Source organism: Achromobacter sp. FW305-C-13 (genome assembly GCF_058783475.1).
Genome location: NZ_JBYSYN010000004.1, coordinates 824,031 through 847,275 on the forward strand (window position 1 = coordinate 824,031; position 23,245 = coordinate 847,275).

20 protein-coding genes are annotated in these 23,245 nt (G+C 63.4%); 8 read left to right on the forward strand and 12 right to left on the reverse strand.

The features are described 5' to 3' along the window. Positions 1–157 precede the first annotated feature (157 nt). Positions 158–1,603, forward strand: a complete 1,446-nt coding sequence (locus AC3WMU_RS27420; RefSeq protein ID WP_088589885.1) for a catalase — start codon at positions 158–160, stop codon at positions 1,601–1,603. 216 nt (positions 1,604–1,819) lie between these two features. Here the strand turns inward: AC3WMU_RS27420 and AC3WMU_RS27425 are convergent, their stop codons facing one another. From AC3WMU_RS27425 to AC3WMU_RS27470, 10 genes are all read right to left on the reverse strand, one after another. After that, on the reverse strand, positions 1,820–2,698 hold the full coding sequence (locus AC3WMU_RS27425; protein ID WP_492283247.1) for an ABC transporter permease: 879 nt from the start codon (positions 2,696–2,698) through the stop codon (positions 1,820–1,822). A 16-nt stretch (positions 2,699–2,714) separates the two neighbouring features. Continuing rightward, positions 2,715–3,557, reverse strand: coding sequence for an ABC transporter ATP-binding protein (locus AC3WMU_RS27430; protein ID WP_492283248.1), 843 nt, complete (start codon positions 3,555–3,557; stop codon positions 2,715–2,717). Position 3,558: 1 nt separating this feature from the next. Beyond that, the gene (locus tag AC3WMU_RS27435; protein ID WP_035214318.1) at positions 3,559–4,602 is read right to left on the reverse strand and encodes an ABC transporter substrate-binding protein; all 1,044 of its coding nucleotides are present in this window, start codon (positions 4,600–4,602) and stop codon (positions 3,559–3,561) included. Between the two features lie 46 nt (positions 4,603–4,648). Continuing rightward, positions 4,649–5,557: a TauD/TfdA dioxygenase family protein gene (locus AC3WMU_RS27440; protein ID WP_492283249.1), complete on the reverse strand. Its 909-nt coding sequence runs from the start codon at positions 5,555–5,557 to the stop codon at positions 4,649–4,651. Between the two features lie 198 nt (positions 5,558–5,755). Next, positions 5,756–6,955 carry a M20 aminoacylase family protein gene (locus AC3WMU_RS27445; protein ID WP_492283250.1) on the reverse strand — a complete coding sequence of 400 codons (1,200 nt, stop codon included), beginning with the start codon at positions 6,953–6,955 and terminating at the stop codon, positions 5,756–5,758. 278 nt (positions 6,956–7,233) lie between these two features. After that, positions 7,234–8,253 carry an ABC transporter ATP-binding protein gene (locus AC3WMU_RS27450; protein ID WP_006228059.1) on the reverse strand — a complete coding sequence of 340 codons (1,020 nt, stop codon included), beginning with the start codon at positions 8,251–8,253 and terminating at the stop codon, positions 7,234–7,236. After that, positions 8,250–9,260, reverse strand: a complete 1,011-nt coding sequence (locus AC3WMU_RS27455; RefSeq protein WP_492283251.1) for an ABC transporter ATP-binding protein — start codon at positions 9,258–9,260, stop codon at positions 8,250–8,252. Before AC3WMU_RS27455 ends, AC3WMU_RS27450 begins: the two co-directional genes overlap by 4 nt. Positions 9,261–9,271: 11 nt before the next feature. Then, positions 9,272–10,192, reverse strand: a complete 921-nt coding sequence (locus AC3WMU_RS27460) for an ABC transporter permease (RefSeq protein ID WP_006228057.1) — start codon at positions 10,190–10,192, stop codon at positions 9,272–9,274. Beyond that, a complete protein-coding gene (locus AC3WMU_RS27465; RefSeq protein WP_006228056.1) occupies positions 10,189–11,163 on the reverse strand; it encodes an ABC transporter permease in 975 nt (324 codons plus the stop codon). The genes AC3WMU_RS27460 and AC3WMU_RS27465 overlap by 4 nt, the downstream gene beginning before the upstream one ends. A 22-nt stretch (positions 11,164–11,185) precedes the next feature. Then, on the reverse strand, positions 11,186–12,772 hold the full coding sequence (locus AC3WMU_RS27470) for an ABC transporter substrate-binding protein (protein WP_035214317.1): 1,587 nt from the start codon (positions 12,770–12,772) through the stop codon (positions 11,186–11,188). A 115-nt stretch (positions 12,773–12,887) separates the two neighbouring features. Between AC3WMU_RS27470 and mnmE the strand changes: the two genes are divergently transcribed. Together mnmE and AC3WMU_RS27480 are read left to right on the forward strand one after the other, a co-directional pair. Further along, complete coding sequence (gene mnmE / locus AC3WMU_RS27475) at positions 12,888–14,240, forward strand: tRNA uridine-5-carboxymethylaminomethyl(34) synthesis GTPase MnmE (protein WP_006228054.1); 1,353 nt, start codon at positions 12,888–12,890, stop codon at positions 14,238–14,240. Position 14,241: 1 nt separating this feature from the next. Beyond that, the gene (locus AC3WMU_RS27480) at positions 14,242–14,703 is read left to right on the forward strand and encodes a GNAT family N-acetyltransferase (RefSeq protein WP_280027055.1); all 462 of its coding nucleotides are present in this window, start codon (positions 14,242–14,244) and stop codon (positions 14,701–14,703) included. A 10-nt stretch (positions 14,704–14,713) separates the two neighbouring features. Here the strand turns inward: AC3WMU_RS27480 and AC3WMU_RS27485 are convergent, their stop codons facing one another. Continuing rightward, entirely contained in the window at positions 14,714–16,090 is a 1,377-nt protein-coding gene (locus tag AC3WMU_RS27485) for a ClcB-like voltage-gated chloride channel protein (RefSeq protein WP_315140119.1), read from the reverse strand. A gap of 489 nt (positions 16,091–16,579) precedes the next feature. Here AC3WMU_RS27485 and AC3WMU_RS27490 point away from each other — a divergent pair, with 489 nt between their 5' ends. From AC3WMU_RS27490 to AC3WMU_RS27510, 5 genes are all read left to right on the forward strand, one after another. After that, on the forward strand, positions 16,580–17,257 hold the full coding sequence (locus tag AC3WMU_RS27490; protein WP_088589892.1) for a response regulator: 678 nt from the start codon (positions 16,580–16,582) through the stop codon (positions 17,255–17,257). Further along, positions 17,247–18,731 carry a sensor histidine kinase gene (locus AC3WMU_RS27495; protein WP_492283252.1) on the forward strand — a complete coding sequence of 495 codons (1,485 nt, stop codon included), beginning with the start codon at positions 17,247–17,249 and terminating at the stop codon, positions 18,729–18,731. Before AC3WMU_RS27490 ends, AC3WMU_RS27495 begins: the two co-directional genes overlap by 11 nt. Positions 18,732–18,870: 139 nt before the next feature. Next, positions 18,871–19,845 carry a Bug family tripartite tricarboxylate transporter substrate binding protein gene (locus tag AC3WMU_RS27500; RefSeq protein WP_085946979.1) on the forward strand — a complete coding sequence of 325 codons (975 nt, stop codon included), beginning with the start codon at positions 18,871–18,873 and terminating at the stop codon, positions 19,843–19,845. 119 nt (positions 19,846–19,964) lie between these two features. Beyond that, a complete protein-coding gene (locus tag AC3WMU_RS27505) occupies positions 19,965–20,402 on the forward strand; it encodes a tripartite tricarboxylate transporter TctB family protein (protein WP_006227190.1) in 438 nt (145 codons plus the stop codon). Further along, on the forward strand, positions 20,399–21,925 hold the full coding sequence (locus tag AC3WMU_RS27510; protein ID WP_424624731.1) for a tripartite tricarboxylate transporter permease: 1,527 nt from the start codon (positions 20,399–20,401) through the stop codon (positions 21,923–21,925). The genes AC3WMU_RS27505 and AC3WMU_RS27510 overlap by 4 nt, the downstream gene beginning before the upstream one ends. Before the next feature lie 132 nt (positions 21,926–22,057). On the opposite strand, the gene AC3WMU_RS27515 is transcribed toward AC3WMU_RS27510, so the two are convergent. Next, positions 22,058–23,224: a pyridoxal phosphate-dependent aminotransferase gene (locus tag AC3WMU_RS27515; protein ID WP_424624730.1), complete on the reverse strand. Its 1,167-nt coding sequence runs from the start codon at positions 23,222–23,224 to the stop codon at positions 22,058–22,060. Positions 23,225–23,245 lie beyond the last annotated feature (21 nt).

The following is a 23,245-nucleotide window of genomic DNA, read 5'->3' on the forward strand; positions in this document are numbered from 1 at the left end:
TACTATTGAATTTGACATATCAATCAACTTCACAAGTGCAACCATGACCCCTATGATGTGTCGGACATATTCCCCAGGCGGCGACGCAGGGGGTATGCACGACACGGCGCGGGCCTACCAGGGCACGCGCATTCCAGAATCACGTAGGGAGTGTGCTATGACCGACAAGAAGCATCTGACCACCGCAGCAGGCGCGCCGGTGGCGGACAATAACAACACGCTGACCGCCGGCCCCCGCGGTCCCGCGCTGTTGCAGGACTTCTGGCTGATTGAAAAGCTTGCCCACTTCGACCGCGAACGCATCCCGGAACGCGTGGTCCACGCCAAAGGCTCGGGCGCTTACGGCACGTTCACCGTCACGCATGACATCACGCGCTACACGCGCGCCAACATCTTTTCGCAGGTCGGTAAGCAAACCCCGCTGTTTTTGCGCTTTTCCACGGTTGCCGGCGAACGCGGCGCGGCCGACGCCGAACGCGACGTGCGCGGCTTCGCCATCAAGTTCTATACCGATGAAGGCAACTGGGACCTGGTGGGCAACAACACCCCCGTCTTCTTCATCCGTGATCCGCTGAAGTTTCCCGACTTTATCCACACCCAGAAACGCGACCCCAAGACCAACCTGCGCAGCGCCACCGCCGCCTGGGACTTCTGGTCGCTCAGCCCCGAATCGCTGCACCAGGTGACGACCCTGATGAGCGATCGCGGCATCCCGGCCAACCTGCGCCAGCAGCATGGTTTCGGCTCGCACACGTTCAGCTTCGTCAACAGCAACAACGAACGCTTCTACGTGAAATTCCACTTCAAGTCGCAGCAAGGCATCGCCTGTCTGACCGACGAGGAAGCGGCGCAAGTGGTCGCTCACGACCGCGAAAGCTCGCAGCGCGACCTGTTCAACAACATCGCGCAGGGCAACTTCCCGAAGTGGACGCTGAAGGTGCAGATCATGCCCGAGGCCGAAGCCGAGACCTATCACATCAACCCGTTCGACCTGACCAAGGTGTGGCCGCACGGCGACTACCCGCTGATTGAAGTGGGCGTGCTGGAACTGAACAAGAACCCCGAGAACTATTTCGCGGAAGTGGAGCAAGCCGCCTTCACGCCCGCCAATATCGTCCCCGGCATCGATTTCTCGCCGGACAAAATGCTGCAAGGGCGCCTGTTCTCGTACGGGGACACGCACCGCTACCGCCTGGGCATCAATCACCACCAAATCCCGGTGAACGCTGCGCGCTGCCCCGTCCACAGCTACCACCGCGACGGCGCCAGCCGCGTCGACGGCAACGCCGGCGGCACATTGAACTACGAGCCCAACAGCGCAGGGGAGTGGAAGGAAACCCCGTCCGCCGGCGAACCGCCGCTGGCCCTGGACGGCCAGGCCGCCGCGCGCTGGAACCACCGCGTGGATGACGACTACTACTCGCAACCGGGCGCCTTGTTCCGCCTGATGACGCCGGCCCAGCAGGAACTGCTGTTCGGCAACATCGGCCGGCACATGGCGGGCGTGCCCGAAGAAATCCAGCGCCGCCAGCTGGAACACTTCAGGAAGGCCGACCCGGCCTATGCCGCCGGCGTGGCAAAGGCGCTGGGACTGAAGATCTAGGCGACTCGTCGCTCGAAAGGAAAGCGGCCCCTTCTTGGGGCCGCTTTTTTTTGGGTGGTTCGGGTAATGGGTTGCGCGCGCTGAGCGGCCGCTTGCGGGCAAACACTGCCGCGCGCTCCACCCATCCTACAACGCACGATCAACCTTCGTAGGATGGGTGAAGCGCGGCAATGCCGCCCAAAGCCGGCAAACGCCAAACGCGCGCAACCCATCACCTCAACGCTGCATCCCCCAGCGCCGCACCGTCAAACGCTCCAGATTGTCGAATCCCAGGTTTTCCACAAGCAGGCCGATGATGACCACCGCGGCCAGCCCCGCGAACACGCGGTCTGTGTATAACTCGTTGCGGTTCTGGAAGATGTACCAGCCGAGACCTCCCTTGCCGCTGGACGCCCCGAACACCAGTTCCGCGGCGATCAGGGTACGCCAGGCGAAGGCCCAGCCGATTTTCAAGCCCGCCAGGATGGCCGGCAGCGCGGCCGGCACCAGGACCTGCAGCACGTAGCGCAAGCCCGTCAGCCCATAGTTGCGGCCCGCCATGCGCAGGGTCTCCGACACGCCCAGAAAGCCCGCGTACATGTTCAGCGCCAGCGCCCACAGCACGGAATGGATCAACACGAACACCAGGCTGCCTTCGCCCAGCCCGAACCACAGCAAGGCCAGCGGCAGCAGGGCGATAGCCGGCAGCGGGTTGAACATGGCGGTCAGCGTGGACAGCAGGTCTCGGCCGAAGCGCGTGGATACCGCCAGCGTGGTCAGCACGAACGCGAGCGCGACGCCGGCCAGATACCCCTGCACCAGCACGCGCAGCGACTGTCCGGCGCGCGCCGGCAGCTCGCCATTGGCGATGCCCTGCACAAAAGCCTGCGCCGTCTGCCACGCGCCCGGCAGCAACAGGTCATTGTCGGTGTAGCGCGCCGCCAGCTCCCACAAGGCAGCCAGCAGCGCCAGGATCACCAGCTTGCGCAGGCTGGCGTGCTGCCATAGCCGTTCGTGCCACGGCAGCGGCGTTTCCGCCGCCTGCGTCGGCAAGGGCGGCAGCTCGTACTCGACTTCGGGACGAATGGGGGGCGAGGCGGGGTAGGCGGTGCTCATGGGGGGGTACTCATACTCAAGCCGCCGCGCGCTCGGCCTGTGCGGAATCGGACAGAGGCAGAGGCGACTCGAACAACAGGTCATGGATGCGCTTGGCCGCCGATTGGAAGGCGGCGGATCCCTGGCTGTGCAAGCCGAAGGCGTGCGCGTTCAGTTCGGCGCGCACGCGGCCGGGATGCGGCGACAGCAGCAGCACGCGGCTACCCAGCACCAGCGCCTCTTCGATCGAATGCGTGACGAACAGCAGGGTGAAGCGCACGTCTTCCCACAAGGCCATCAGCTCTTCCTGCATGCGGCGGCGGGTCAGGGCATCCAGGGCGGCAAAGGGCTCGTCCATCAACAGCACGCGCGGCTGCATGGCCAGTGCGCGCGCAATCGCCACGCGCTGCTTCATGCCGCCGGAAAGCGTGTGGGGATAGGCGTCCGCGAAGGCGGCCAGGCCCACCTTGTCTAGATAGTGCATGGCGCGCTCATCCGCTTCGCGCCGGCCCAGCTTGCGCGAGGCCAGCAGCGGAAACGCCACGTTCTGCCGCAGCGTCTTCCACGGCGGCAACTGGTCGAATTCCTGGAACACGACGATACGGTCCGGACCCGGGCCCTGCACCGTCTGCCCATCGATCGCGATGCGTCCTTCGGTGGGCGGCAGAAAGCCGGCCACGGCCTTGAGCAGCGTGGATTTACCGCAGCCGGAGGGTCCCAGCAGGATGAAACGGTCCGCGCCGTGGACTTCAAAACTGACCTGATGCGTGGCGCGAACCCGCCTTTCACGCGTCTTATATTCGATCGTCACCTTATCCACAGCCAGCAGCGGCGACGCCTGGTCAATGTTATCCACAGGCCTGGCGGCGGTCATCGACATATCAGCTGCCTTGCGCCGTCAGCGGATCATCGAAGAAGTAGTCGCGCCAGCTGGCCGGCGCGTTCTTGATGGCGCCCACCTTGTGCATGAACTCGGCCAGCGCAAAGGTGTTCTGCGGCTCCAGCTTGAATTGCACGTCGGGATTCTTGATCACTTTGATCAGGAAGTCGCGGTCCTGCTTGGCGCCGGTGACGCGCAGGTAGATGTCGGCGGCCTGCTCCGGATTGGCGGCGGCAAAGGCGGCGGCTTCCTTCAGCGCTTCCTGGAACGCCTTGTAGGTCTTCGGGTTTTCCTTGCGGAATTTCTCGGTCGCAAACAGCACGGTGGATGAACTGGGGCCGCCCAGCACATCGTACGAATTCAGCACGATGCGGGCCTTGGGGTTCTCGGCCAGTTCTTGCTCCTGGAACGGCGGATTGCCGAAATGGCCCGTGATTTCCGTGCCGCCGGCAATGATCGCCGCCGCCGCGTCCGGGTGCGGTAGCGCCACCGAGATCTTGTCCAGCTTGTTGAATTGCGCGTCGCCCCACAGCTTGGCCGACGCCAGCTGGAGCACGCGCGACTGCACCGACACGCCCACGGCCGGCACCGCGATGCGGTCCTTGTCCGTGAAGTCCGCAATGGTCTTCACATTGGGGTTGTTCGTGACGAGGTAATAAGGAAAGTTGCCCAGCGATGCCACGCCTTTCACGTTCTGCTTGCCGTGCGTGCGGTCCCAGATCGTCAGCAGCGGTCCGACGCCCGCCCCCGCGATATCCACAGCCCCCGACAACAGCGCATCGTTCACGGCAGATCCACCGGACAGCTTGGCCCACTCGACCGAGATATCCACACCTTCGGCCTTGCCGTGTTTTTCGATCAACTGCTGGTCGCGCGCCACGTTCAGCAGCAGGTAAACGATGCCGTATTGTTCCGCGATGCGGATGCGCCCTTCGGCCAAGGCGGGCGTGGGCGACGCCAGCGCCAACACCCCCAGAATCAACGCCAGGGCGGCGCCGGTAACGGTTTGGACCAATCGGTCCCGTAGTGCGGAGGACATACGCATGGTGTTCCCTGTGGATAAGTGCTTTGCGTCAGAAACCGCGTGTTTTTCAGAAAGGCGTATCGCCTTCGATGGTGGTCCGGTACAACTTGCGCCGCAGATGATCCGGCGTGCCGCCGGCAAGATGGATCAGCGAACGGTTGTCCCAGAACACCAGGTCGTGCGGCTGCCAGCGATGGCGATAGATGTTCTCGGCGCGCACGCTGTGCGCGAACAATTCGGCCAGCAGTGCGCGGCTTTCGTCTTCCGGCACATCGACGATGCGCGTCGTGAAGCCTTCACTCACGAACAACGCGCGGCGGCCGTTTTCGGGGTGCGTACGCACCACCGGATGCACCACTTCCTGCACCTGCGCGATCTGCTGGGCGCTCAGGTTGGGGCGCCAGTTGCCTTCCTTCTGCAACTGCCCGTACTGGGCCAGATAGGAATGCACGGCGCGCTTGCCCTCGATCGCGTTTCGCAGCGCGGCGGGCAACGTGTCGTAGGCCAGATGCATGTTTGCGAACAAGGTGTCGCCGCCTTCGGCCGGCAGCTCCTGCGCGTGCAGCAGCGAACCCAGGCTGGGCAGTTCCTTGTACGAAATATCCGAATGCCAGTACTTGCCCGCGTCGCCCAAGCCGAGCGGCTTGCCGTCTTCCACGATGTTGGAGACGATCAGAATTTCGGGGTGATCAGCCAGGTGGAATTGGTGCAGCACGTGGATCATCAAGCGGCCAAAACGGCGGCTGAAATCGATATGCTGCTGCGGCGTGATGCGCTGGTCGCGAAATACCAGCAAGTGATGGTCCAGATGCGCCTGATGCACGCGGGCGAAATCGGCCGCCGTCAGGTCTCGCGACAGGTCCAGGCCGATGATTTCGGCGCCCACGGGGCCGGGCAGGGGGCGCAGTTCAAAGGACTGCGCGTGGGGGACGTGGGCGGCATCTACTTCGCGCCGCAAGGCGTTACTCTGGGACATCGATCGCTCCGGTTCGCCTTGCGGCATGTCTGGAACGATCGATTATGGAAAGCGCGCCTTGTATCTCAAACGAAGTTATTGGCGTTTGAACAAAGCTTCACGTCATATAGAAAAGGCCGCGAGGGAAACCCCGCGGCCTCATGCCAAACACCTATAAGCAAATAGCGTATCGGTGTTAAGCGCTGGTTTCCAATGCGGTCAGGCAGCCGGCAGATACGCCTCGACCAACTTCACCCAATACGTCGCGCCCACCGGCAGCAGGGCGTCATTGAAGTCGTAATTCGGGTTGTGCAACTGGCAAGGGCCCATGCCGTGATAGCTCTCCATTCGGTGGTCGCCGTCGCCGTTGCCCAGGAACAGATACGCGCCGGGGATCGCTTCCAGGAAGAAGGAAAAATCTTCTGCCCCCATGAACGGCGGCATGTCGCGCAGCACGTTCTCGGCGCCGAACGTGTCTTCGGCGACTTTGGCCGCAAAGGCCGTTTCCTTTTCCCAGTTGACCAGCGGCGGATAGGCGCGCACGAAGTCGAGTTCGCCCGTGCCGCCGTATACCTGGGGCAGGGTGGTGGCAATGCGCCGCATGTCCGATTCGATCTTGTCCAGCGTTTCCACGGAATACGTGCGCACCGTGCCGCGCAGCACCGCTTCGCCCGGAATCACGTTGTAGGCGTCGCCCGCATGAATCTGCGTGATCGACAGCACCGCCTGATCCAGCGGGTTCTTGCTGCGCGAAATCACGGTCTGCAGGGCATGCACCATGTCGGCCGCCACGATGATGGGGTCGACCGATGCATGGGGCTGCGCCGCGTGGCCGCCCACGCCCTTGATGACGATGTCCCAGCGGTTGCTGGACGCCATCGTCGGCCCGGCGCGGAAGCCGAACTGGTTGACCGGCATGCCCGGCATATTGTGGATGCCGAACACGGCATCGCAAGGGAATTTGTCGAACAACCCGTCCCGCATCATGGCGCGTGCGCCGGCATTACCGCCTTCTTCGGCGGGCTGGAAGATGAACACAACGGTGCCATCGAAATTGCGGTGCGTGGACAGGTATTGCGCTGCGCCCAGCAGCATCGCGGTATGGCCGTCATGGCCACAGCCGTGCATCCGGCCGCTGATGGTGGACTTGTGCGCGAAACGGTTGTGCTCGGGCATGGGCAGCGCATCCATGTCGGCGCGCAGGCCGATGGTTGCCTTGCCGCTGCCGGCGCGCAACACGCCCACCACGCCGGTCTTGCCCAGCCCCGTGTGGACTTCCAGGCCCCATTCACGCAGGCGTTCGGCCACCAGGTTCGACGTGCGCGTCTCCTGGAAGGCCAGTTCGGGATTGGCATGGATATCCCGGCGCAACGCGGTCAGTTCCGGGTGCGCGCGTTCGATTTCGGCGATAGTTTTCATGGCGTGGATAAAAATTGGAGTTCAGTGATGGCGAAAAACTTCACACGTAGGATGGGTGAAGCGCGGCAACATCCCAGCAAAAATATCAAGCTCCAGCGCGCGCAACCCATCAAGCAGCATTGAATCCTTAGCGAATTTCGCCACAACACAACCGTCAATTGATGGGTTGCGCGCGCTGGATCCTTGCGTTCTTACCCAGGGATTCTCGCGCTTCACCCATCCTGCGTCCAGTGCCCACGCAACATCGATCAACCGTCCAACGGCCCTGCGAATGACGCCTACGCCGCATCATTCAAATGGCAGGCGCTGTGCTGGCCCGGCGCGATCTCGCGCAACAGCGGCCGTTCCGTCTTGCAGCGCGGCATGGCGTGTGGGCAACGCGGGTGGAACGCGCAACCGGTGGGCGGGTCCAGGGGCGACGGCAGTTCGCCCTTGATCGGCTGGTAGTTGCGCCGCCCCGGCGTCAGCGTCGGCAATTCTTTCAGCAGCGCCTGCGTGTAGGGATGGTTGGCGCGCTGGAACACGGTGTCGGTGGGCGCAAGTTCCACCACGCGGCCCAGATACATGATGGCCACGCGGTCCGAGATGTGGCTGACCACGCTCAGGTTGTGGCTGATGAAGAGATACGTCAGGTCCAGATCGTCGCGCAGCTGTTCGAAGAGATTTAACACCTGGGCCTGGATGGATACGTCCAGCGCGGCCACGGCCTCGTCACAAACGATCACCGAGGGCTTCAGTGCCAAGGCCCGTGCGATCCCAATGCGCTGGCGCTGCCCGCCCGAGAATTGATGCGGATAGCGTTGCGCAAAAGCCGGGTCCAGCCCCACCTGACGCATCAGTCCCGCCACGTACTCCGCCTTGTCGCGCGCACGGATCAGGCCATGCGCCACCGGCGCCTCGCCGATGATCTCGCGCACCCGCATGCGTGGGTTAAGGGACGCGTACGGATCCTGGAAGATCATCTGCACGCCCAGCTCGTAGGCACGCCGTTCGGCGCCGGTCATGGCCTTCACCGCCTTGCCCTGGTAGTGCACGTCGCCCGACGAAGGCGGCAATATGCCCGACACGATGCGGCCCAACGTGGACTTTCCACAGCCGGATTCGCCAACAATGCCGATCACTTCGCCGCGCTGCACTTCCAGGTCCACACCACCCACGGCGTGCACCACCTGCGTCTTCAGGCCCGCCCCCAACAGGTTCGCAATGCGTCCGGCCAGGTCCACGGGCTGCACGAAGCGCAGTTCCACGCCTCGCAGGGACAGGATGGGGGCGGCCGCGCCGCGTTCTGCTGCGCTCATTTGATGTCTGGGACTCCGGCATGCCAGCAGCGCACCCATTGCGCCGGGCGGACTTCAACAGGCTGCGGTTCGATCAGACAGGCGTCGGTGGCGCGCGGGCAACGCCCGCGGAACGCACAGCCCTGCGGCAGGTTCAAGAGCGACGGCGTCATGCCTGGAATGGGCACCAGCGGCCTGCCACGCGATTCCGGCGTGGGGATGGACGCAATGAGCCCATGCGTATACGGATGCATGGGATGGGTGATTACGTCGCGCGTGCTGCCGGTCTCGACAACGCGGCCGGCGTACATCACCGACACGCGGTCCGCCAGGCCCGCCACGACCGCCAGGTCGTGCGTGATCCAGATCAGGCCCGTGCCCGTCTCGCGGCACAGCTTCTGCACTTCAAAAAGGATCTGCCCCTGGATCGTCACGTCCAGCGCCGTCGTGGGCTCATCCGCGATGATCAGGCGGGGCGAATTCAACAGCGCGATGGCGATCGCTACGCGCTGCCGCATGCCGCCCGACAATTGGTGCGGATAGGTGCGCAGGCGTTCCTGCGGCGACGGGATGCCCACCATCGTCAGCGTCTGCAAGGCGCGCTGGCGCGCCTGTTCGCGCGACACCTTATGGTGCGCCTGCACGGCCTCGATCATCTGCGTGTCCACACGCAGCACCGGATTCAGCGTCATCATCGGGTCCTGGAAGATCATCGCGATCTCCTGGCCCCGCAACTGGCGCCACCGCGCCGGCGTAGCGCCGCGCAGGTCTTCGCCGTTTAAGCGCAACTGGCCGTCCACGATGCGGCCCGGCTCGTCCAACAAGCCCATCAACGAGAATCCCGTGATGCTTTTTCCGGACCCCGATTCCCCCACCAGCCCCAGGATCTCGCCTTCGGCGAGCGTCAGGTCCACGCCGTCCACCGCCTTGACGATGCCGTTGCGCGTGAAGAAATGCGTCTTCAGGCCCTGCACTTGAAGAATGGTCGGCGGCGTGGCCAGCGGCTTGTCCACAACGGGCGTCTGCATCGCGTCCGCCCTCAATTCGCGTGGCGCGGGTTGAGCACATCGCGCAAGTGGTCGCCCACCAGGTTGATGGCGATGATGGCCAGCGCCAACGCGATGCCGGGAAAGAACGATATCCAGTACTGGCCCGACAACAGGTATTCGAACCCGTTGTAGATCAACATGCCCAGCGACGGTTCGGTCACGGGCACGCCTACGCCCAGGAACGACAACGTGGCCTCCAGCGCGATCGCGTGCGCCAGGTCGATCGTGGCGATCACGATGAGCGGCGGCATACAGTTGGGCAACACGTGGCGGAACAGCACGCGTCCCCAAGACAGGGACATGCAGCGCGCAGCCTCCACATATTCCTTGCCACGCTCTACCAGCGCCGCGCCGCGCGCCGCGCGGGCGAAATACGCCCATTGCACGACGATCAGCGCGATGATCACCTTATCCACACCCTTGCCCAGAATCGCCAGCAACATCAGCGCCACGAGAATGGCGGGAAACGACAACTGGATATCCACAATCCGCATCAGCAGCGCATCGATCCGACCGCCGAAATAGGCGGCGATCAATCCCACGGTGGCGCCGATGCCAAACGCCGCCAGCACCGACACGGTGGCCACCAGCAGGCTGGTGCGCATGCCGTAAAGGATGGCCGAAAACAAGTCGCGCGCTTGCCCGTCGGTGCCCAGCAGATAGTGCATGGAGCCGTCGCCGCTTTCGCTGCCCGGCTTGAGCTTGGAATCCATGATGTCCAGCGACGCCAGGTCATACGGATTCTGCGGCGCGATCCACGGCGCCAGCAAGGCGGCGCCCACGATCACGACAAGCATCACCAGGCCCAGCGTGGCCAGTTTGCTGGCGAAGAAATCCGATACGAAACGCCGCCAGGGCGTCTGTTCCTTGATTGCCGCGGCAGGCGCGGCAGCGGTGGCAGGGCTGTTCATCGGCGGCTATCCAAACGTACGCGGGGGTCCAGCACCGTGTAGATGATGTCCACCACCAGATTCAACATGACCAGGAAGAACACAATCAGCAGCAGATACGCGACCACCACCGGACGATCCAGGTTGATGATGGAATCGATCAGCAGCTTGCCCATCCCAGGCCACGAAAACACCGTTTCCGTCACGACGGCAAACGCCATCACCTGTCCGAATTCCAGCCCGGCGACGGTCACCACCGGAATCAGGATGTTCTTCAACAGATGCACGCCAAGCACGCGCTTTTCCGACAACCCCTTGGCCCGCGCGAACTTGATGTAGTCCATGGGCAGCGCCTCGCGCGTGGCCGCGCGAGTCACGCGAATGATCATCGCGCACTTGGCAAACGCGATGGTGGCGGCAGGCAGGGCCAGGCTAAGCCAGCCGTTGAGCGTCAGCACGCTCAGCTCCAGCGAGCCGATGCTGACTGTCTTGCCACGCCCGCCGGCCGGCACCCAGCCCAGTATCACGGCGAACACCATGATCAGCATCAGGCCGACCCAGAAGTTGGGCAGCGAGAACCCCAGCACCGAGCCCGTCATGATGGCGCGCGAGCCTGGCGCTTGCGGCTTGAGCCCCGCCAGGATGCCCAGCGGCACGCCGATCAGCACCGACAGCAGCATGGCCACACAGGCCAGCTCCACAGTGGCCGGCATGCGCTCCAGGATCAGGTGCATGGCCGGCTCGCCGGTCAGGAAACTGTTGCCGAAATCACCGCGCACCGCCTGGCCCATGAAGATCAGGTATTGCCGCCACAGCGGCTGGTCCAGGCCCAACGATGCGCTTATCGCGGCGCGTTGTGCCTCGGTCGCCTCGGGGCTGGCCAGCATCGACACCGGATCGCCCACCATGTAGATGCCTGCAAAGACCAACGCCGACATGACGAGCATGACGACGATGGTTTGCAGCAGCCTTCTTACGATTGTTGCCAGCACTAGGGACCGCCCGCGTTGCGCGTTACTTCTTCAGGGTTGCGAACTGCGCAAGCGTGACCTGGTCGGGGCGGCCCTGATAACGGATGTCGCCCTTCATGGCCCAGACCGACAGCTCGAAGTGCACCGGCAGCATGGCGTAATCGTCCATGGCGATATTGCTGGCCTTCGCCAGCAGGTCGGCGCGCTTGGCATCGTCCATCGTGGACGAGGCTTCCTTCACCAGTTCGTCCATCTTCGGGTTGGAATAGCGGCTGCGGTTGGTCGTGCCCAGGCCTGCTTCCGGATTGCGCGTCACCAGCAGGGAAGTCAGCGCGTTCGACATCTCGCCGCTGGTCACCGACCAGCCGGCCAGATAGGCCGAGAACGCGTAGCTGTCGCGGTTCTTGAAGAACACCGGGGGCGCCATCGCGTCCACGCTGGTCTTCACACCGATGCGGGTCCACATCGACGCGATGGCCTGCGCCACTTTCGAATCATTCACGTAGCGGCCCGAAGGGGAACCCAGCGTGATCGAAAACCCGTTGGGATAGCCCGCTTCCTTCAGCAAAGCCTTGGCCTTCTCAACATCGGCCTTCGGCGCCTTGGAATGTTCCTTGCTGGAGCCGACCATGGGGTAGGGCAGCAGGTTGCCGGCCGGCAGCGCCACCCCGCCCATCACGCGTTCGACCAGCGCGTCGCGGTTGATGGCCAGCGACAGCGCTTCACGCACCCGCTTGTCCTTCATCGGATTCTTGTCCGTACCCTGGATGCCGGGCGAAGGTTCCGCATACTGGTCCAGCGCCACGTACACGACGCGCACCGACGGCGTTTCCTCGACGTACAGCTTCTTGTCGCCCTTGAGCTTGGGCAGGTCGTCGGTGGGGGGATCTTCGATCATGTCCACGTCGCCGGCCAATAGTGCAGCCACGCGAGCGGCGGCATTGCTGATCGGGCGATAGACCACGCGGTCCCACTCGGGCTTCTTGCCCCAGTAATTGTCATTGCGCGCCAGCACGAATTCCGCGCCGCGCTTCCACGACACGAACTTGTACGGGCCCGTTCCCACCAACCCATCGCCGCTGTTCAGTTCAGTGGTGGTCTTGCCTTCCGCCGCGGGGCCGGAGGCGGCCTTCTTCGACATGATGGGCAATTGCGCCAGGTTCACCAGCAGGTTCGGCGCGACTTCCTTGGTGGTGATGCGCACGGTCATCGGGTCGACCGCTTCCGTCTTGGCCACTGAACCCAGGTACAGCGTGAAGGGCGACGGGCTGTTCGGCACCTTGGGCACGCGGTCATAGGTGAACACCACGTCTTCAGCGGTGAACGGCGTGCCATCCGAGAACTTCACGCCAGGACGCAGCTTGAACGTCCAGACCTTGCCGTCCACGGTCCACGATTCCGCCAGCCCGGGCTGCGGCTTCAGTTGCGCGTCGGTGGCGACCAGCGTATCGAATATGGTTTGGGAGATCTGCGTATTCGGCGTCAGCGCGTGATACTGCGGATCCATCGATGAGGGCTCGGTCTTCAGGGCGATCACCAGATCGCGAGCCATTGCGGAACTGAATGTGCCAAAGGCCAACATCACCGCGGCTGAGCCGCAGGCCAAGACACGCGAAAACCGAGATGCCATCGTGATCTCCCAGAGTTGTTTCGGGTTTTGAACCTCTGGGGCACATTAACCAGCAAACAAGGAGCCGCGCAACAGTTATATTCCCCTATTGTTCTCGCATCTCCCCCGTTCAGATATGTCCGCTTACTCCCCCATTACCGCCATTGCCACCGCCCCGGGACGAGGCGGCATCGGCGTCGTGCGCGTTTCTGGTGCGGACCTGTCCGAATTGGTGCGCCGCCTGTTCCAGCGCGAACTCACGCCACGCCACGCGCACTACCTGCCGTTCAAATCGGTGGACGGCGAACTGCTGGACGAAGGCATCGCAATCTACTTCCGCGCCCCCCATTCCTATACCGGCGAAGACGTGCTGGAATTGCAAGGCCACGGCGGCCCGGCCGTGTTGCGCCGCGTGCTCGATAGCTGCCTTGCCGCCGGCCGCGACCTGGGCTTGCGCCTGGCCGAACCCGGCGAATTCACACGCCGCGCCTTCCTGAATGACCGGATGGACCTGGCCCAGGCCGAAGCCGTCGCGGACCTGATCGAAGCCTCGTCGGTGGCGGCCGCGCGCGGCGCGGTCGCCTCGTTGTCCGGCGAATTTTCGGCGCGCGTGAACGACCTGTCCGACCGCATCATCCATCTGCGCATGCTGGTTGAGGCGACACTGGATTTCCCCGAAGAAGAGATCGACTTTCTTGAGAAATATCAGGCCCGTCCGACGCTGGACGCGCTGACCGCGGACCTGTCCAACCTGATTGCGCAAGCACGCCAGGGCGTCATCCTGCGCGAAGGACTGCACGTGGTGCTGGCCGGCCAGCCCAACGTCGGCAAATCCAGCCTGCTCAACGCGCTGGCGGGCGACGATATCGCCATCGTCACGCCGATTGCGGGCACGACACGCGACAAAGTGGTGCAGGAAATCCATATCGACGGCGTACCGCTGCATATTGTGGACACGGCCGGCCTTCGGGAAACCGAAGACACCGTCGAGAGCATCGGCATTGCCCGCACCTGGCAAGAAATCGAACGCGCCGACGTCATCCTGCACTTGCAGGACGCCACCCAGCCGGGCGACGAGCTGGACGCGCAGATCACCGCGCGCCTGCCGCCGCGCACGCCGGTGCTGAAAGTGTTCAACAAGGTGGACCTGTTATCCACAGCTTTCACGCCGGCGCCGGGCGAACTGGGTATTTCCGCCAAGCGCGGCGCAGGCCTGGACGCGCTGCGCGCTGAACTGCTGAACATCGCGGGCTGGAACCCGGGCGCCGAATCGCCCTGGCTGGCGCGCGAACGCCACCTGCACGCCCTGCAGGACGCGGCCGAACATCTGGCACTTGCGGGCGAACACGCCGGCCAGGACGACCGGGTGCTGGACCTGTTCGCGGAAGAGCTTCGGCTGGCGCATGACAGCCTGTCCAGCATCACCGGAAAGTTCACCAGCGACGATCTGCTGGGCGAAATTTTTTCCAGCTTCTGCATCGGAAAATAAGGTGATACGGCCTGCCACGCCCGACGACGTTCCCGTTATTGAACGGATCGTCGCGGATGCCTACACGCCGTACATCGCGCGCATTGGCGCGACGCCCGGCCCCATGCGCGACGATTATGCGGCGCGTGTCGCAGAAGGCGTGGTGCATGTCTTGCAGGAAGACGGTGCCATTCAGGCTGTGCTGGTCTTGATCCCCGAGCCGGGCTGTTTGCTGCTGGACAACATCGCGGTCTCGCCCTCTGCGCAAGGCAAGGGATATGGCCGCGTCCTGATGCAATACGCGGAAGAGGTCGCGCGCCTGGCAGGGTACTCCAGCATCCGCTTGTACACGCAAGAGAAGATGACGGAGAACATCGCCATCTATCTGCGATACGGCTACGTGGAAACGCACCGCGCAACAGAGCTGGGTTTGCATCGCGTCTTCATGACCAAGCCCCTGCGCCAACAAGCGCAACCTGAATAAAAGCGAGTCTTTACTCGCTTTTATTTTTGCTGCCTTCGGATACGGCTTGCTGCGCGCGGCGGTTGTTCGCCAGTGATTTCGCATACACCGACTCCGGCCGTATGCGATGCGCAATCACGTAGCCGGTGATGCACGCGAGCATCAGCGGCAGCATCACTTCATAGCTGAGCGTCATCTCGAAAATCATCAGAATCGACATCAGCGGCGCATAGGTCGTTGCGGCCAACAGCGCCCCCATGCCCACGACGGCGTAGCTGGAAATCGCCGACACATCGCCCGCCGGCAGCACGGCCTGCAGCCCGCTTGCGTAAAGCGCGCCCAATGCCGCCCCCACGAACAGCGTCGGCGTGAACACGCCGCCCACCGCCCCCGACCCGACGCTTGCGCCCGTAGCCACAATCTTCATCAGCAGGATGGCGGCCACCGCCTGCCATGCCCACGGGTTGTGCAGCAAGCTGTTGACGACGCTATAGCCGTTGCCCCAGACCTCGGGGTTGAGCACTGACAACGCACCGACGACCAGTCCCCCCAGCGCCATGCGGATCCAAAGGGGGAAGGGCAGCCGGGAAAAGGCGGCGCGCGACACGTCCAGGAAACGCAGGAATTGCGGCGCGACCAGGCCGGCGGCCACGCCCAGCCCCAGGTAGTTCACGACTTCCCATCCGGACACGAATTCGAAGTGCGGCATATGGAAGACCGCGTCGTAGTGCAGGATCTGGCGCGTGACGATGTTGGCCACCACCGATGACACCACCAGCGGCACTAGCGTGGCCGACGAAATCACGCCAAACACGATTTCCGAGATGAACAGCGCGCCCGCGATCGGCGCGTTATAGGCGGATGTGATGCCCGCCGTGGCCCCGCAGGCCACCAATAGCCGCAAATGGCGGGGCGGCAACAGCAGGAATCGCCCGGTCAGCGAGGAAAACATGGCCGCCAACTGCACCATCGGGCCCTCCCGGCCGATGGAGGCGCCCGAGCTGATGGAAAAAATGGACGACAGGCTGCGCGCAAGCGTCTGGCGCAGGCCGATGACGCCCCGGCCGACCGATATCGCTTCCATATAGTCTGCCGCACCCCGTTTCGGCAGCCATCTTGCAGCCATTTGCAGCACAACACCGGCTATCGCACCGCCAACAGCGGGCATCAGCAAACGCTGCCAGGGGTCCAGGCCACGGGCCAACGACACCATGCCGTGGGGAACGTCTTCCCCGGCCAGCAGCATTTGTGTCCATCCCAGCAGTTCCCGGAACACCACCGTCGCCAACGCGCCGAACAGTCCCATCAGTGCCGCCGCGCACAAGGTTGCGGGCAGGTTGTCGGCCAATAAACGGCTTCTCAAGCCCTTCGCCCAGCCCAATTTCCTGATTCTGATTTCTGTAGCCATGGCCGGATTCTACGGCGGAAGTTGCTCACTTTTTGTTCAGTCCCCTGTCAAGAAAGCCCGGTGATGGCCCCTCGAATCCCTGGTTTCGCGAACGCCTCAGAGGGCGTTTTGGGGCCTCTGCAATGGCAAAAAACCGGGTAGGCAACAGGCGGTTTTTCGGGGTAAAAGTGCCGCTTTCCCACCCCGATTCCAGAAATCGCCCTGTGGATAACTCCTAAGTAGCCAGGTTGTGCACATTGTGTGGAGGCAAGTTGAACAAGCGGGGGTTTTTGGGGGTGGCCGAAATGTTGTCCAACTTCAACTTTTTTCCCACACAGAGTTCTTGCACAGGCAAAAACGGCTGCAAGCTGATGAAAAGAATGAGGTTTTCAAGGTTAAGGTAGTTATCCACAGGCCTTATTAATCATTAGTCTTTATATAAAGAGAAATAAAGGAAAAGCCAAACATGCTTTCCCATTCCGCCCAGCCACTCCCCCCCGGACTCCGTCCATGCGCATCCTCCTGATAGAAGACGAAGCCGAACTTGCCCGTTGGCTTTCCAGAAGCCTGGCCAGACATGCGGGCTTTGTCGTTGAATGGGCTGACGACGGACTTGTCGCCGAAAGAAGGTTGGCAATCGAAGAATTCGATGCGGTCATCCTCGATTTGGGACTTCCCGGCATGGATGGCCATACTTTGCTGGCGAAGATTCGCGCGCGAGACGACCGTACGCCGGTGCTGGTCTTGACCGCGCGCGATTCACTAGCCGAAAGAATCGGAACACTTCACCAGGGAGCGGACGATTTCCTGCCGAAACCGTTTGTTGTGGAAGAGTTGGAAGCGCGTTTGATCGCACTGATTCGGCGTAGCCGTGGACGCGAACATCCGCGTTTGGCTCTGGGAAACCTGGTTTTTGAGTCTGCAGCGCAAAAATTCACGGTCTCGGGACAGACTTTGCAGTTATCCCCACGTGAACACGCGGTACTTCGGGTGTTGATCCAGAAAAGTGGCGAACCCATCAACAAGCAGCAGATCCTTGACCGCATCCTGACCGACGATGCGGACATCAACCTGGAAGCCATCGAGGTCCTGGTTCACCGTTTGCGCAAAAAATTGGCGGAAACCGGTGTGCAGATCGTGACCATGCGAGGCATGGGCTACTGCCTGGAGAACCTTGTTGACAACTAGAAGTCCAAAAAAAATCGCTTTTTTCGCCGCAAAAAAAAGTAATCGGACGCTGAAAACGCAGTTGCTCTGGTGGCTGATCCCCACCCTGGTATTCGTGATGATGGCTGCGCTGTGGCTATCGAACCACCAGCTGCGCAACCAGGTCGACATTGCCTACGACCGCTCGCTCTCCGGGGCGCTTCGCGCGATCGACCACAACATATCCACAGCCAGCGGTGGATTAGCCATGGAACAGCCCTACCTGATGCTGGAATTTTTCGAGCTGACGGCCAATGGCAGCGTGTTCTACCGGGTGGCCACAGAGGACGGGCTGGCGGAAATCGGGCATCCGGAGCTGCCCATGCCGGACCAACCGCTTGTCTCTGGCGAACCGCGCTTTTTCTACGCGACCTATCAAGGGGCGCCCGTCAGGGTTGCGGCGCTAGCGCGCCCGATGGATCCCCCGCTGTACGCGAATAAAGGGGGACGCGTTATCGTGCAGGTCGCCGAGGGCCTGGAAAGCCGGCAGGCCTTCCTGCACAAGGTGCTGGTGCGCTCGGTAGAGCGCGACCTGGCGGTGATCCTGATCAGCGTGCTGGTGATCATCCTGGGGGTTTTTATGGCTTTACGCCCCCTTGTCCGGCTGCGCCAAGAGGTGGAAGGGCGTTCTGGAGACGATTTAAGCCCCGTCAGCGCGTCGGAGATGCCAGGTGAGGTCCTGCCCCTGGTTGCCGCGGTAAACCTCCACATGGCCCGTTTTGCGGCTCAGGCGAGGGTGCAGAGCCAGTTCCTGGACGACGCCTCCCATCAATTGCGCACTCCGTTGTCGGTTTTGCGGACCCAGACGGCCTATGCCTTGCGCGAAACAGACCCCCAGGAGGTCCGTACCGCCCTTCTGGCGATGCAAGAGGGGTTGGACAGGGCCGTGCGCACCACCAACCAGATGCTCGCTCTGGCGCGCGCTAAGGACGCTTCCCTGGCCGAAGGCGGGTTCACCGCGGAAGTTGTCGACCTGGTGGACCTGGCCGACGGGGTGATCCGGGGCTTGTTGCCCGCCGCCCGTGTCCGCCAGCTGGACATAGGCCTGGAGGCGGCGGTTCGCCCGGTCCTGGTCAGCGGCACCGAGTGGCTGCTGCGCGAAGCCGCCACCAACCTGGTCGACAACGCCATCCGCTACGCCTCGACGGCGGGCGAGGTTACGGTGACCGTGCAGGCAGGCGACGGCCTGGCCCGCCTGATCGTCGAAGACGACGGTCCCGGCATGTCGGCCGAGGACATCGCCCGGGCCTGCGTCCGCTTTCGGCGAGGCGCGGCAGGCAAGAACAAGCCCGGCGCAGGCCTGGGGTTGGCCATCGTGGGCACCATCGCCGATATCCTGGGGGCCAGGCTGGTCCTGGAGAACCGCGCCCCCTTGCCCGGGCTGCGGGCGGCGTTGGTGTTTTCCCTTGATCCCATGCCGGATGCTGCGCCGCATCACGAAAACGGCCGGTTTTGAAAGGTGTTGGAAAGCTTCGGTTTTGTACGGTAGCGTCCGCTGGGCCCGATCAGGCGTCACCGCGCCGCTCGACGACTCAGCCAGACCAAGACCTATAAAACTCGGAGACGCAAGAATGCAGACCAGCCTGAAGCTGCGCATGGCCGCCTTGGCGGCGCTTGGCGCGATTACCCTTTCCCTGGGCGCCGCCCATGCGGCAGACGAGCCGCGCCGCCCGGAATGCATCGCGCCGGCCCAGCCCGGCGGCGGTTTCGACCTGACCTGCCGCCTGGCCACCGAGGGGCTCAAGCAAAGCGGGGCGCTCAAGAGCACCATGCGCATCGTCTACATGCCCGGCGGCATCGGCGCGGTGGCCTACAACAACATCGTCGCCCAGCATCCCAACGAACCCGGCACCATCGTCGCGTTCTCGGGCGGGTCGCTCTTGAACCTCGCCCAAGGCAAGTTCGGCAAGTACAACGTCGACGACGTGCGCTGGCTGGCCGCCATCGGCACCGACTACGGCGTGGCCGTGGTGCGCAACGATTCTCCCTATACCGACCTGAAGAGCCTGATGGACGCCTTCAAGCAGGATCCAACCAAGATCGTGCTGGGCGCCGGCGGCACCGTGGGCAGTCAGGACTGGATGAAGGCCGCGCTGACCGCCAAGGCCGCCGGCGTGGATTTCAAGAAGATGCGTTTCGTGGCGTTTGAAGGCGGCGGCGAAGCCGTCACCGCGTTGCGCGGCGGCCATATCCAGGCCTATATGGGCGATGCGGCGGAAGCCTTCACCATGCTGGAAGGCGGCGCCCCCATCCGCGTGCTGGCCGTGTTCAACGACCAGCGCCTCCCGGGCAAGCTGGGCACCGTGCCCACCGCCAAGGAGCAGGGCTACGACATCGTCTGGCCGATCATCCGCGGCTTCTATGTGGGCCCGAAGGTGTCCGACAACGACTACCAGTTCTGGGTCAAGGCGTTCAACACCGCCACCGCCTCGCCCGAGTTCGACAAGCTGCGCCAGCAACAGGGCCTGTTCCCGTTCAACAAGACGGGACCTGAACTGGATGCCTACGTGAAGAACCAGGTGAAGGTCTACGGCGAACTGGCCGATTCCTTCGGCCTGGTCAAGAAGTAAGCCGGCCGCAAGGCTTTCCCTCCCGATCGCGCCCGCCCGGGCACCCCTGCCGCCGGCTTGCGCCGAGCGGCGGCGGGGACGGTTGCGCCGCGCGGTCCCACCACAACGGAAGATGGATCATGAATGATCGAATCCTGGGCGTAGGCGCGCTGGCGCTGGCCGCCTTCATGACGGCGGCGGGGTGGGGCATCGAAGCCCCCTTCGCCTACGAACCCGTAGGCCCGCGCGCCTTTCCCCTGCTGCTGGCCGGCATCATCGGCCTGTGCGGCCTGTGGCTGGTCTACAAGGGCGGCCATGCGGTCGAAGCCAACCCGCCGGGCGCCAACGGACGCATCGCGCTGATGATGGCGTTTACCGTGGCCTACGCCTTCCTGTTCCAGTGGCTGGGTTTCGTGATCGCGACATCGTTGATGACGGTGTTCGTCGGCCGCCTGTTCGGCGGCGGCTGGGTGAAGTGCGCCATCGGCGGCGTCGTCATGAGCCTTTTCTTTTTCGTGCTGTTCGACAAGGTGCTGGACGTGGTCCTGCCGGGCGGACTGTTGGAGGTCCTGATATGAGCAGCATTCTTGATCATCTGTCGATCGGCTTTGGCGTTGCCTTTTCGCTGACGAACATCCTGGTGGCCATGATCGGCTCGTTCATCGGCACCATGGTCGGCGTCTTGCCGGGCCTGGGTCCCGTGAACGGGGTCGCGATGCTGATACCGATCGCCTTCGCGATGAACCTGCCGCCGGAGACGGCGCTGATCCTGCTGGCGGCCGTCTACGTGGGCGCCGAGTACGGCGGCCGCATCACGGCCATCCTGCTGAATGTGCCGGGCGAGGCCAGCGCCATCATGACGACGCTGGACGGCTACCCGCTGGCGCGGCAGGGCATGGCGAACGTGGCCTTGTCGCTGTCGGCGTGGTCGGCGTTCTTCGGCGCCATCGTGTCGGTGGTGGGCATCATCCTGCTTGCGCCGATGCTAGCCAAATGGGCGCTGGCCTTTGGCCCCGCCGAATACTTCGTGCTGATGATCTTCGCGTTCTGCTGCCTGACCAGCCTGCTGGGCAAGCAGCCCGTCAAGGGCGTCCTGGCCGCGATGATCGGGTTGTCGATCTCGGTGGTCGGAGTGGACGCGAACTCGGGCGTATACCGCTATACGTTCGAATCGGTGCACCTGGCCGACGGTATCGATTTCGTGGTGGTGGTGATCGCGTTGTTCGCGGTCAGCGAAATGCTGGAGATGCTGGAAAAAGTGATGGCGGGCCACAGCGTCGAGGTCAAGCCCAGCGGACGCAAGCTCTTCAACCTGAAAGAGATGGCGTTCACGTGGTGGAGCGTGGTGCGCAGCGCGTTGGTGGGTTTCGGCGTGGGCGTGCTGCCGGGCGCGGGCGCCAGCGTGGCCGCGGCTGTCGCGTACTCGCAGGAAAAGCGCATCATCGAAGCCAAGGATCCGAACGCCAAGTTCGGCAAGGGCGACATGCGCGGACTGGTCGCGCCGGAAGCCGCGGCCACCGCATCGGCCATCGGTTCTTTCGTGCCCATGCTGACGCTGGGCGTGCCGGGTTCGGGCACCACTGCGGTCATGATGGGCGCGCTGACGCTCTACAACATCACGCCGGGCCCGGTGCTGTTTGAAACCAAGCCGGAGCTGGTGTGGGGTTTGATCGCATCGCTCTTTGTCGCCAACGTGCTGCTGTTCATCATGAACGTGCCGCTGGTTCGATTCTTCTCGAAGGTGCTGTCAGTTCCGGGCTGGTTGATGGTGCCTGGCATCCTGTGCATCAGCTACATCGGCGTCTACGCCATCAACGCGGGCACGTTCGACCTGTTGCTGGTGGCCGGCATCGGCGCGCTGGGCTACTTCCTGCGCAAGTTCGGCGTGCCGATGGCGCCGCTGGTGCTGGGCGTGGTCTTGGGCAACATGATGGAGCAGAACCTGCGCCGTGCGTTGTCGATGACTGATGGCGATGTGGGTGTGTTGTTCGCAAGCCCGGTTTCGATGTCGTTGTGGGCAGGCGCTGCCGCCGTGGTGGTGGTGCCGCAGCTGTTGCGCCGGTTGCGTCGCGCCAGGAAGGTTGCCGCTGGTCCGGCTTGATGCGCTGCGGTGGGGGCGGGCCGCAAGGCTTGCCGCTCGCAAGCGGCTTGGCCGGAAATTGCAAGGGGCGCTTCGCGGCGCCCCTTTTTTTATTATGAATATGAGTGAATGCTCATATTTTGTTCTTGGGAACTACGCCTGCGCCAGACGCTCCAGCGCGGCATCCAGCGTCGCGTCTTTCTTGGCGAAGCAGAAGCGCACGATGCGGTGGTTGGATTCCGCGGCGTCGGGCTGGCGGTAAAAGGCCGACACGGGAATCACGGTCACGCCATGGTTGACGGTCAGGTCGCGGGCGAAGTCGGCTTCGTTCTGCTTGGATATCTGACTGTAGTCGGCCAGCAGGAAGAAGGTGCCAGGGCTGGGCAACGGACGGAAGCGCGTCTTGGCCAGGCCTTGCGACAAGCGGTCGCGCTTGGCCTGATAGAACGCCGGCAAGTCCAGGTAGGGTTTGGGATCACGCATGAATTCGGCCAACGCGAACTGCATGGGCGAGGGCACGGTGAACACCATGAATTGGTGCACCTTGCGCAGCTCGGCACTCAACTGGCGGGGGGCGCAGCAATAGCCGATCTTCCAGCCGGTGGTGTGATAGGTCTTGCCGAAGGACGAGATCACGAAGGCGTGTTCGGCCAGCAGGGGGCGGCGCGCCACGCTGGCATGCGGCTTGCCGTCGAAGACGATGTGTTCATAGACCTCGTCGGACACCAGCAGCACGCCGGTGTCGCGCACGATGGCTTCCAGCGCGTCCAGGTCGCTTTCTTCAAGCACGGCCCCAGTGGGGTTGTGCGGGAAGTTCAGCATCAGCAGACGCGTCTTGGACGTGATGGCGTCGCGCACACGCTGCCAGTCGATGCGGTAGTAGGGGTCGGCTTCAGTGGGGGCGCGCAGCGGCACAGGCACCGCCGTGCCGCCTGCCAGGCGGATTGCCGGCAGATAGGAGTCGTAGCAGGGTTCGATGACGACCACTTCGTCGCCACTGTTCACCGCGGCCAGCACCGTGGCCATCAGAGCTTCGGTGGCGCCGCTGGTGACGGTGATTTCGGTTTCGGGGTCGTAGGCATGGCCGTACAGTTCGCGCGTCTTGGCGGCGATGGCTTCGCGCAGCGGCGCCACGCCAGGCATGTACGGATACTGATTATGGCCCTCGGCCATCGCGCGGGTCACCAGCGCGCACAGCGCGGGATCCGGATCGAAGTCCGGAAAGCCCTGGCCCAGGTTGATGGCCTTGTGCTCGATGGCCAGGCGGCTCATCACGGTGAAGATGGTGGTGCCGACGTCGGGAAGTTTGGATCGGATCATGGTGGACGCGAGGATGAACGC

What these genes read in the sequence shown, in the direction of transcription:
- AC3WMU_RS27420 (WP_088589885.1), top strand. Translation starts at nt 158, where the DNA reads ATGACCGACAAGAAGCATCTGACCACCGCAGCAGGCGCGCCGGTGGCG.
- AC3WMU_RS27425 (WP_492283247.1), bottom strand. Translation starts at nt 2,698, where the DNA reads ATGAGCACCGCCTACCCCGCCTCGCCCCCCATTCGTCCCGAAGTCGAG.
- AC3WMU_RS27430 (WP_492283248.1), bottom strand. Translation starts at nt 3,557, where the DNA reads ATGTCGATGACCGCCGCCAGGCCTGTGGATAACATTGACCAGGCGTCG.
- AC3WMU_RS27435 (WP_035214318.1), bottom strand. Translation starts at nt 4,602, where the DNA reads ATGCGTATGTCCTCCGCACTACGGGACCGATTGGTCCAAACCGTTACC.
- AC3WMU_RS27440 (WP_492283249.1), bottom strand. Translation starts at nt 5,557, where the DNA reads ATGTCCCAGAGTAACGCCTTGCGGCGCGAAGTAGATGCCGCCCACGTC.
- AC3WMU_RS27445 (WP_492283250.1), bottom strand. Translation starts at nt 6,955, where the DNA reads ATGAAAACTATCGCCGAAATCGAACGCGCGCACCCGGAACTGACCGCG.
- AC3WMU_RS27450 (WP_006228059.1), bottom strand. Translation starts at nt 8,253, where the DNA reads ATGAGCGCAGCAGAACGCGGCGCGGCCGCCCCCATCCTGTCCCTGCGA.
- AC3WMU_RS27455 (WP_492283251.1), bottom strand. Translation starts at nt 9,260, where the DNA reads ATGCAGACGCCCGTTGTGGACAAGCCGCTGGCCACGCCGCCGACCATT.
- AC3WMU_RS27460 (WP_006228057.1), bottom strand. Translation starts at nt 10,192, where the DNA reads ATGAACAGCCCTGCCACCGCTGCCGCGCCTGCCGCGGCAATCAAGGAA.
- AC3WMU_RS27470 (WP_035214317.1), bottom strand. Translation starts at nt 12,772, where the DNA reads ATGGCATCTCGGTTTTCGCGTGTCTTGGCCTGCGGCTCAGCCGCGGTG.
- mnmE (WP_006228054.1), top strand. Translation starts at nt 12,888, where the DNA reads ATGTCCGCTTACTCCCCCATTACCGCCATTGCCACCGCCCCGGGACGA.
- AC3WMU_RS27485 (WP_315140119.1), bottom strand. Translation starts at nt 16,090, where the DNA reads ATGGCTACAGAAATCAGAATCAGGAAATTGGGCTGGGCGAAGGGCTTG.
- AC3WMU_RS27490 (WP_088589892.1), top strand. Translation starts at nt 16,580, where the DNA reads ATGCGCATCCTCCTGATAGAAGACGAAGCCGAACTTGCCCGTTGGCTT.
- AC3WMU_RS27500 (WP_085946979.1), top strand. Translation starts at nt 18,871, where the DNA reads ATGGCCGCCTTGGCGGCGCTTGGCGCGATTACCCTTTCCCTGGGCGCC.
- AC3WMU_RS27505 (WP_006227190.1), top strand. Translation starts at nt 19,965, where the DNA reads ATGAATGATCGAATCCTGGGCGTAGGCGCGCTGGCGCTGGCCGCCTTC.
- AC3WMU_RS27510 (WP_424624731.1), top strand. Translation starts at nt 20,399, where the DNA reads ATGAGCAGCATTCTTGATCATCTGTCGATCGGCTTTGGCGTTGCCTTT.
- AC3WMU_RS27515 (WP_424624730.1), bottom strand. Translation starts at nt 23,224, where the DNA reads ATGATCCGATCCAAACTTCCCGACGTCGGCACCACCATCTTCACCGTG.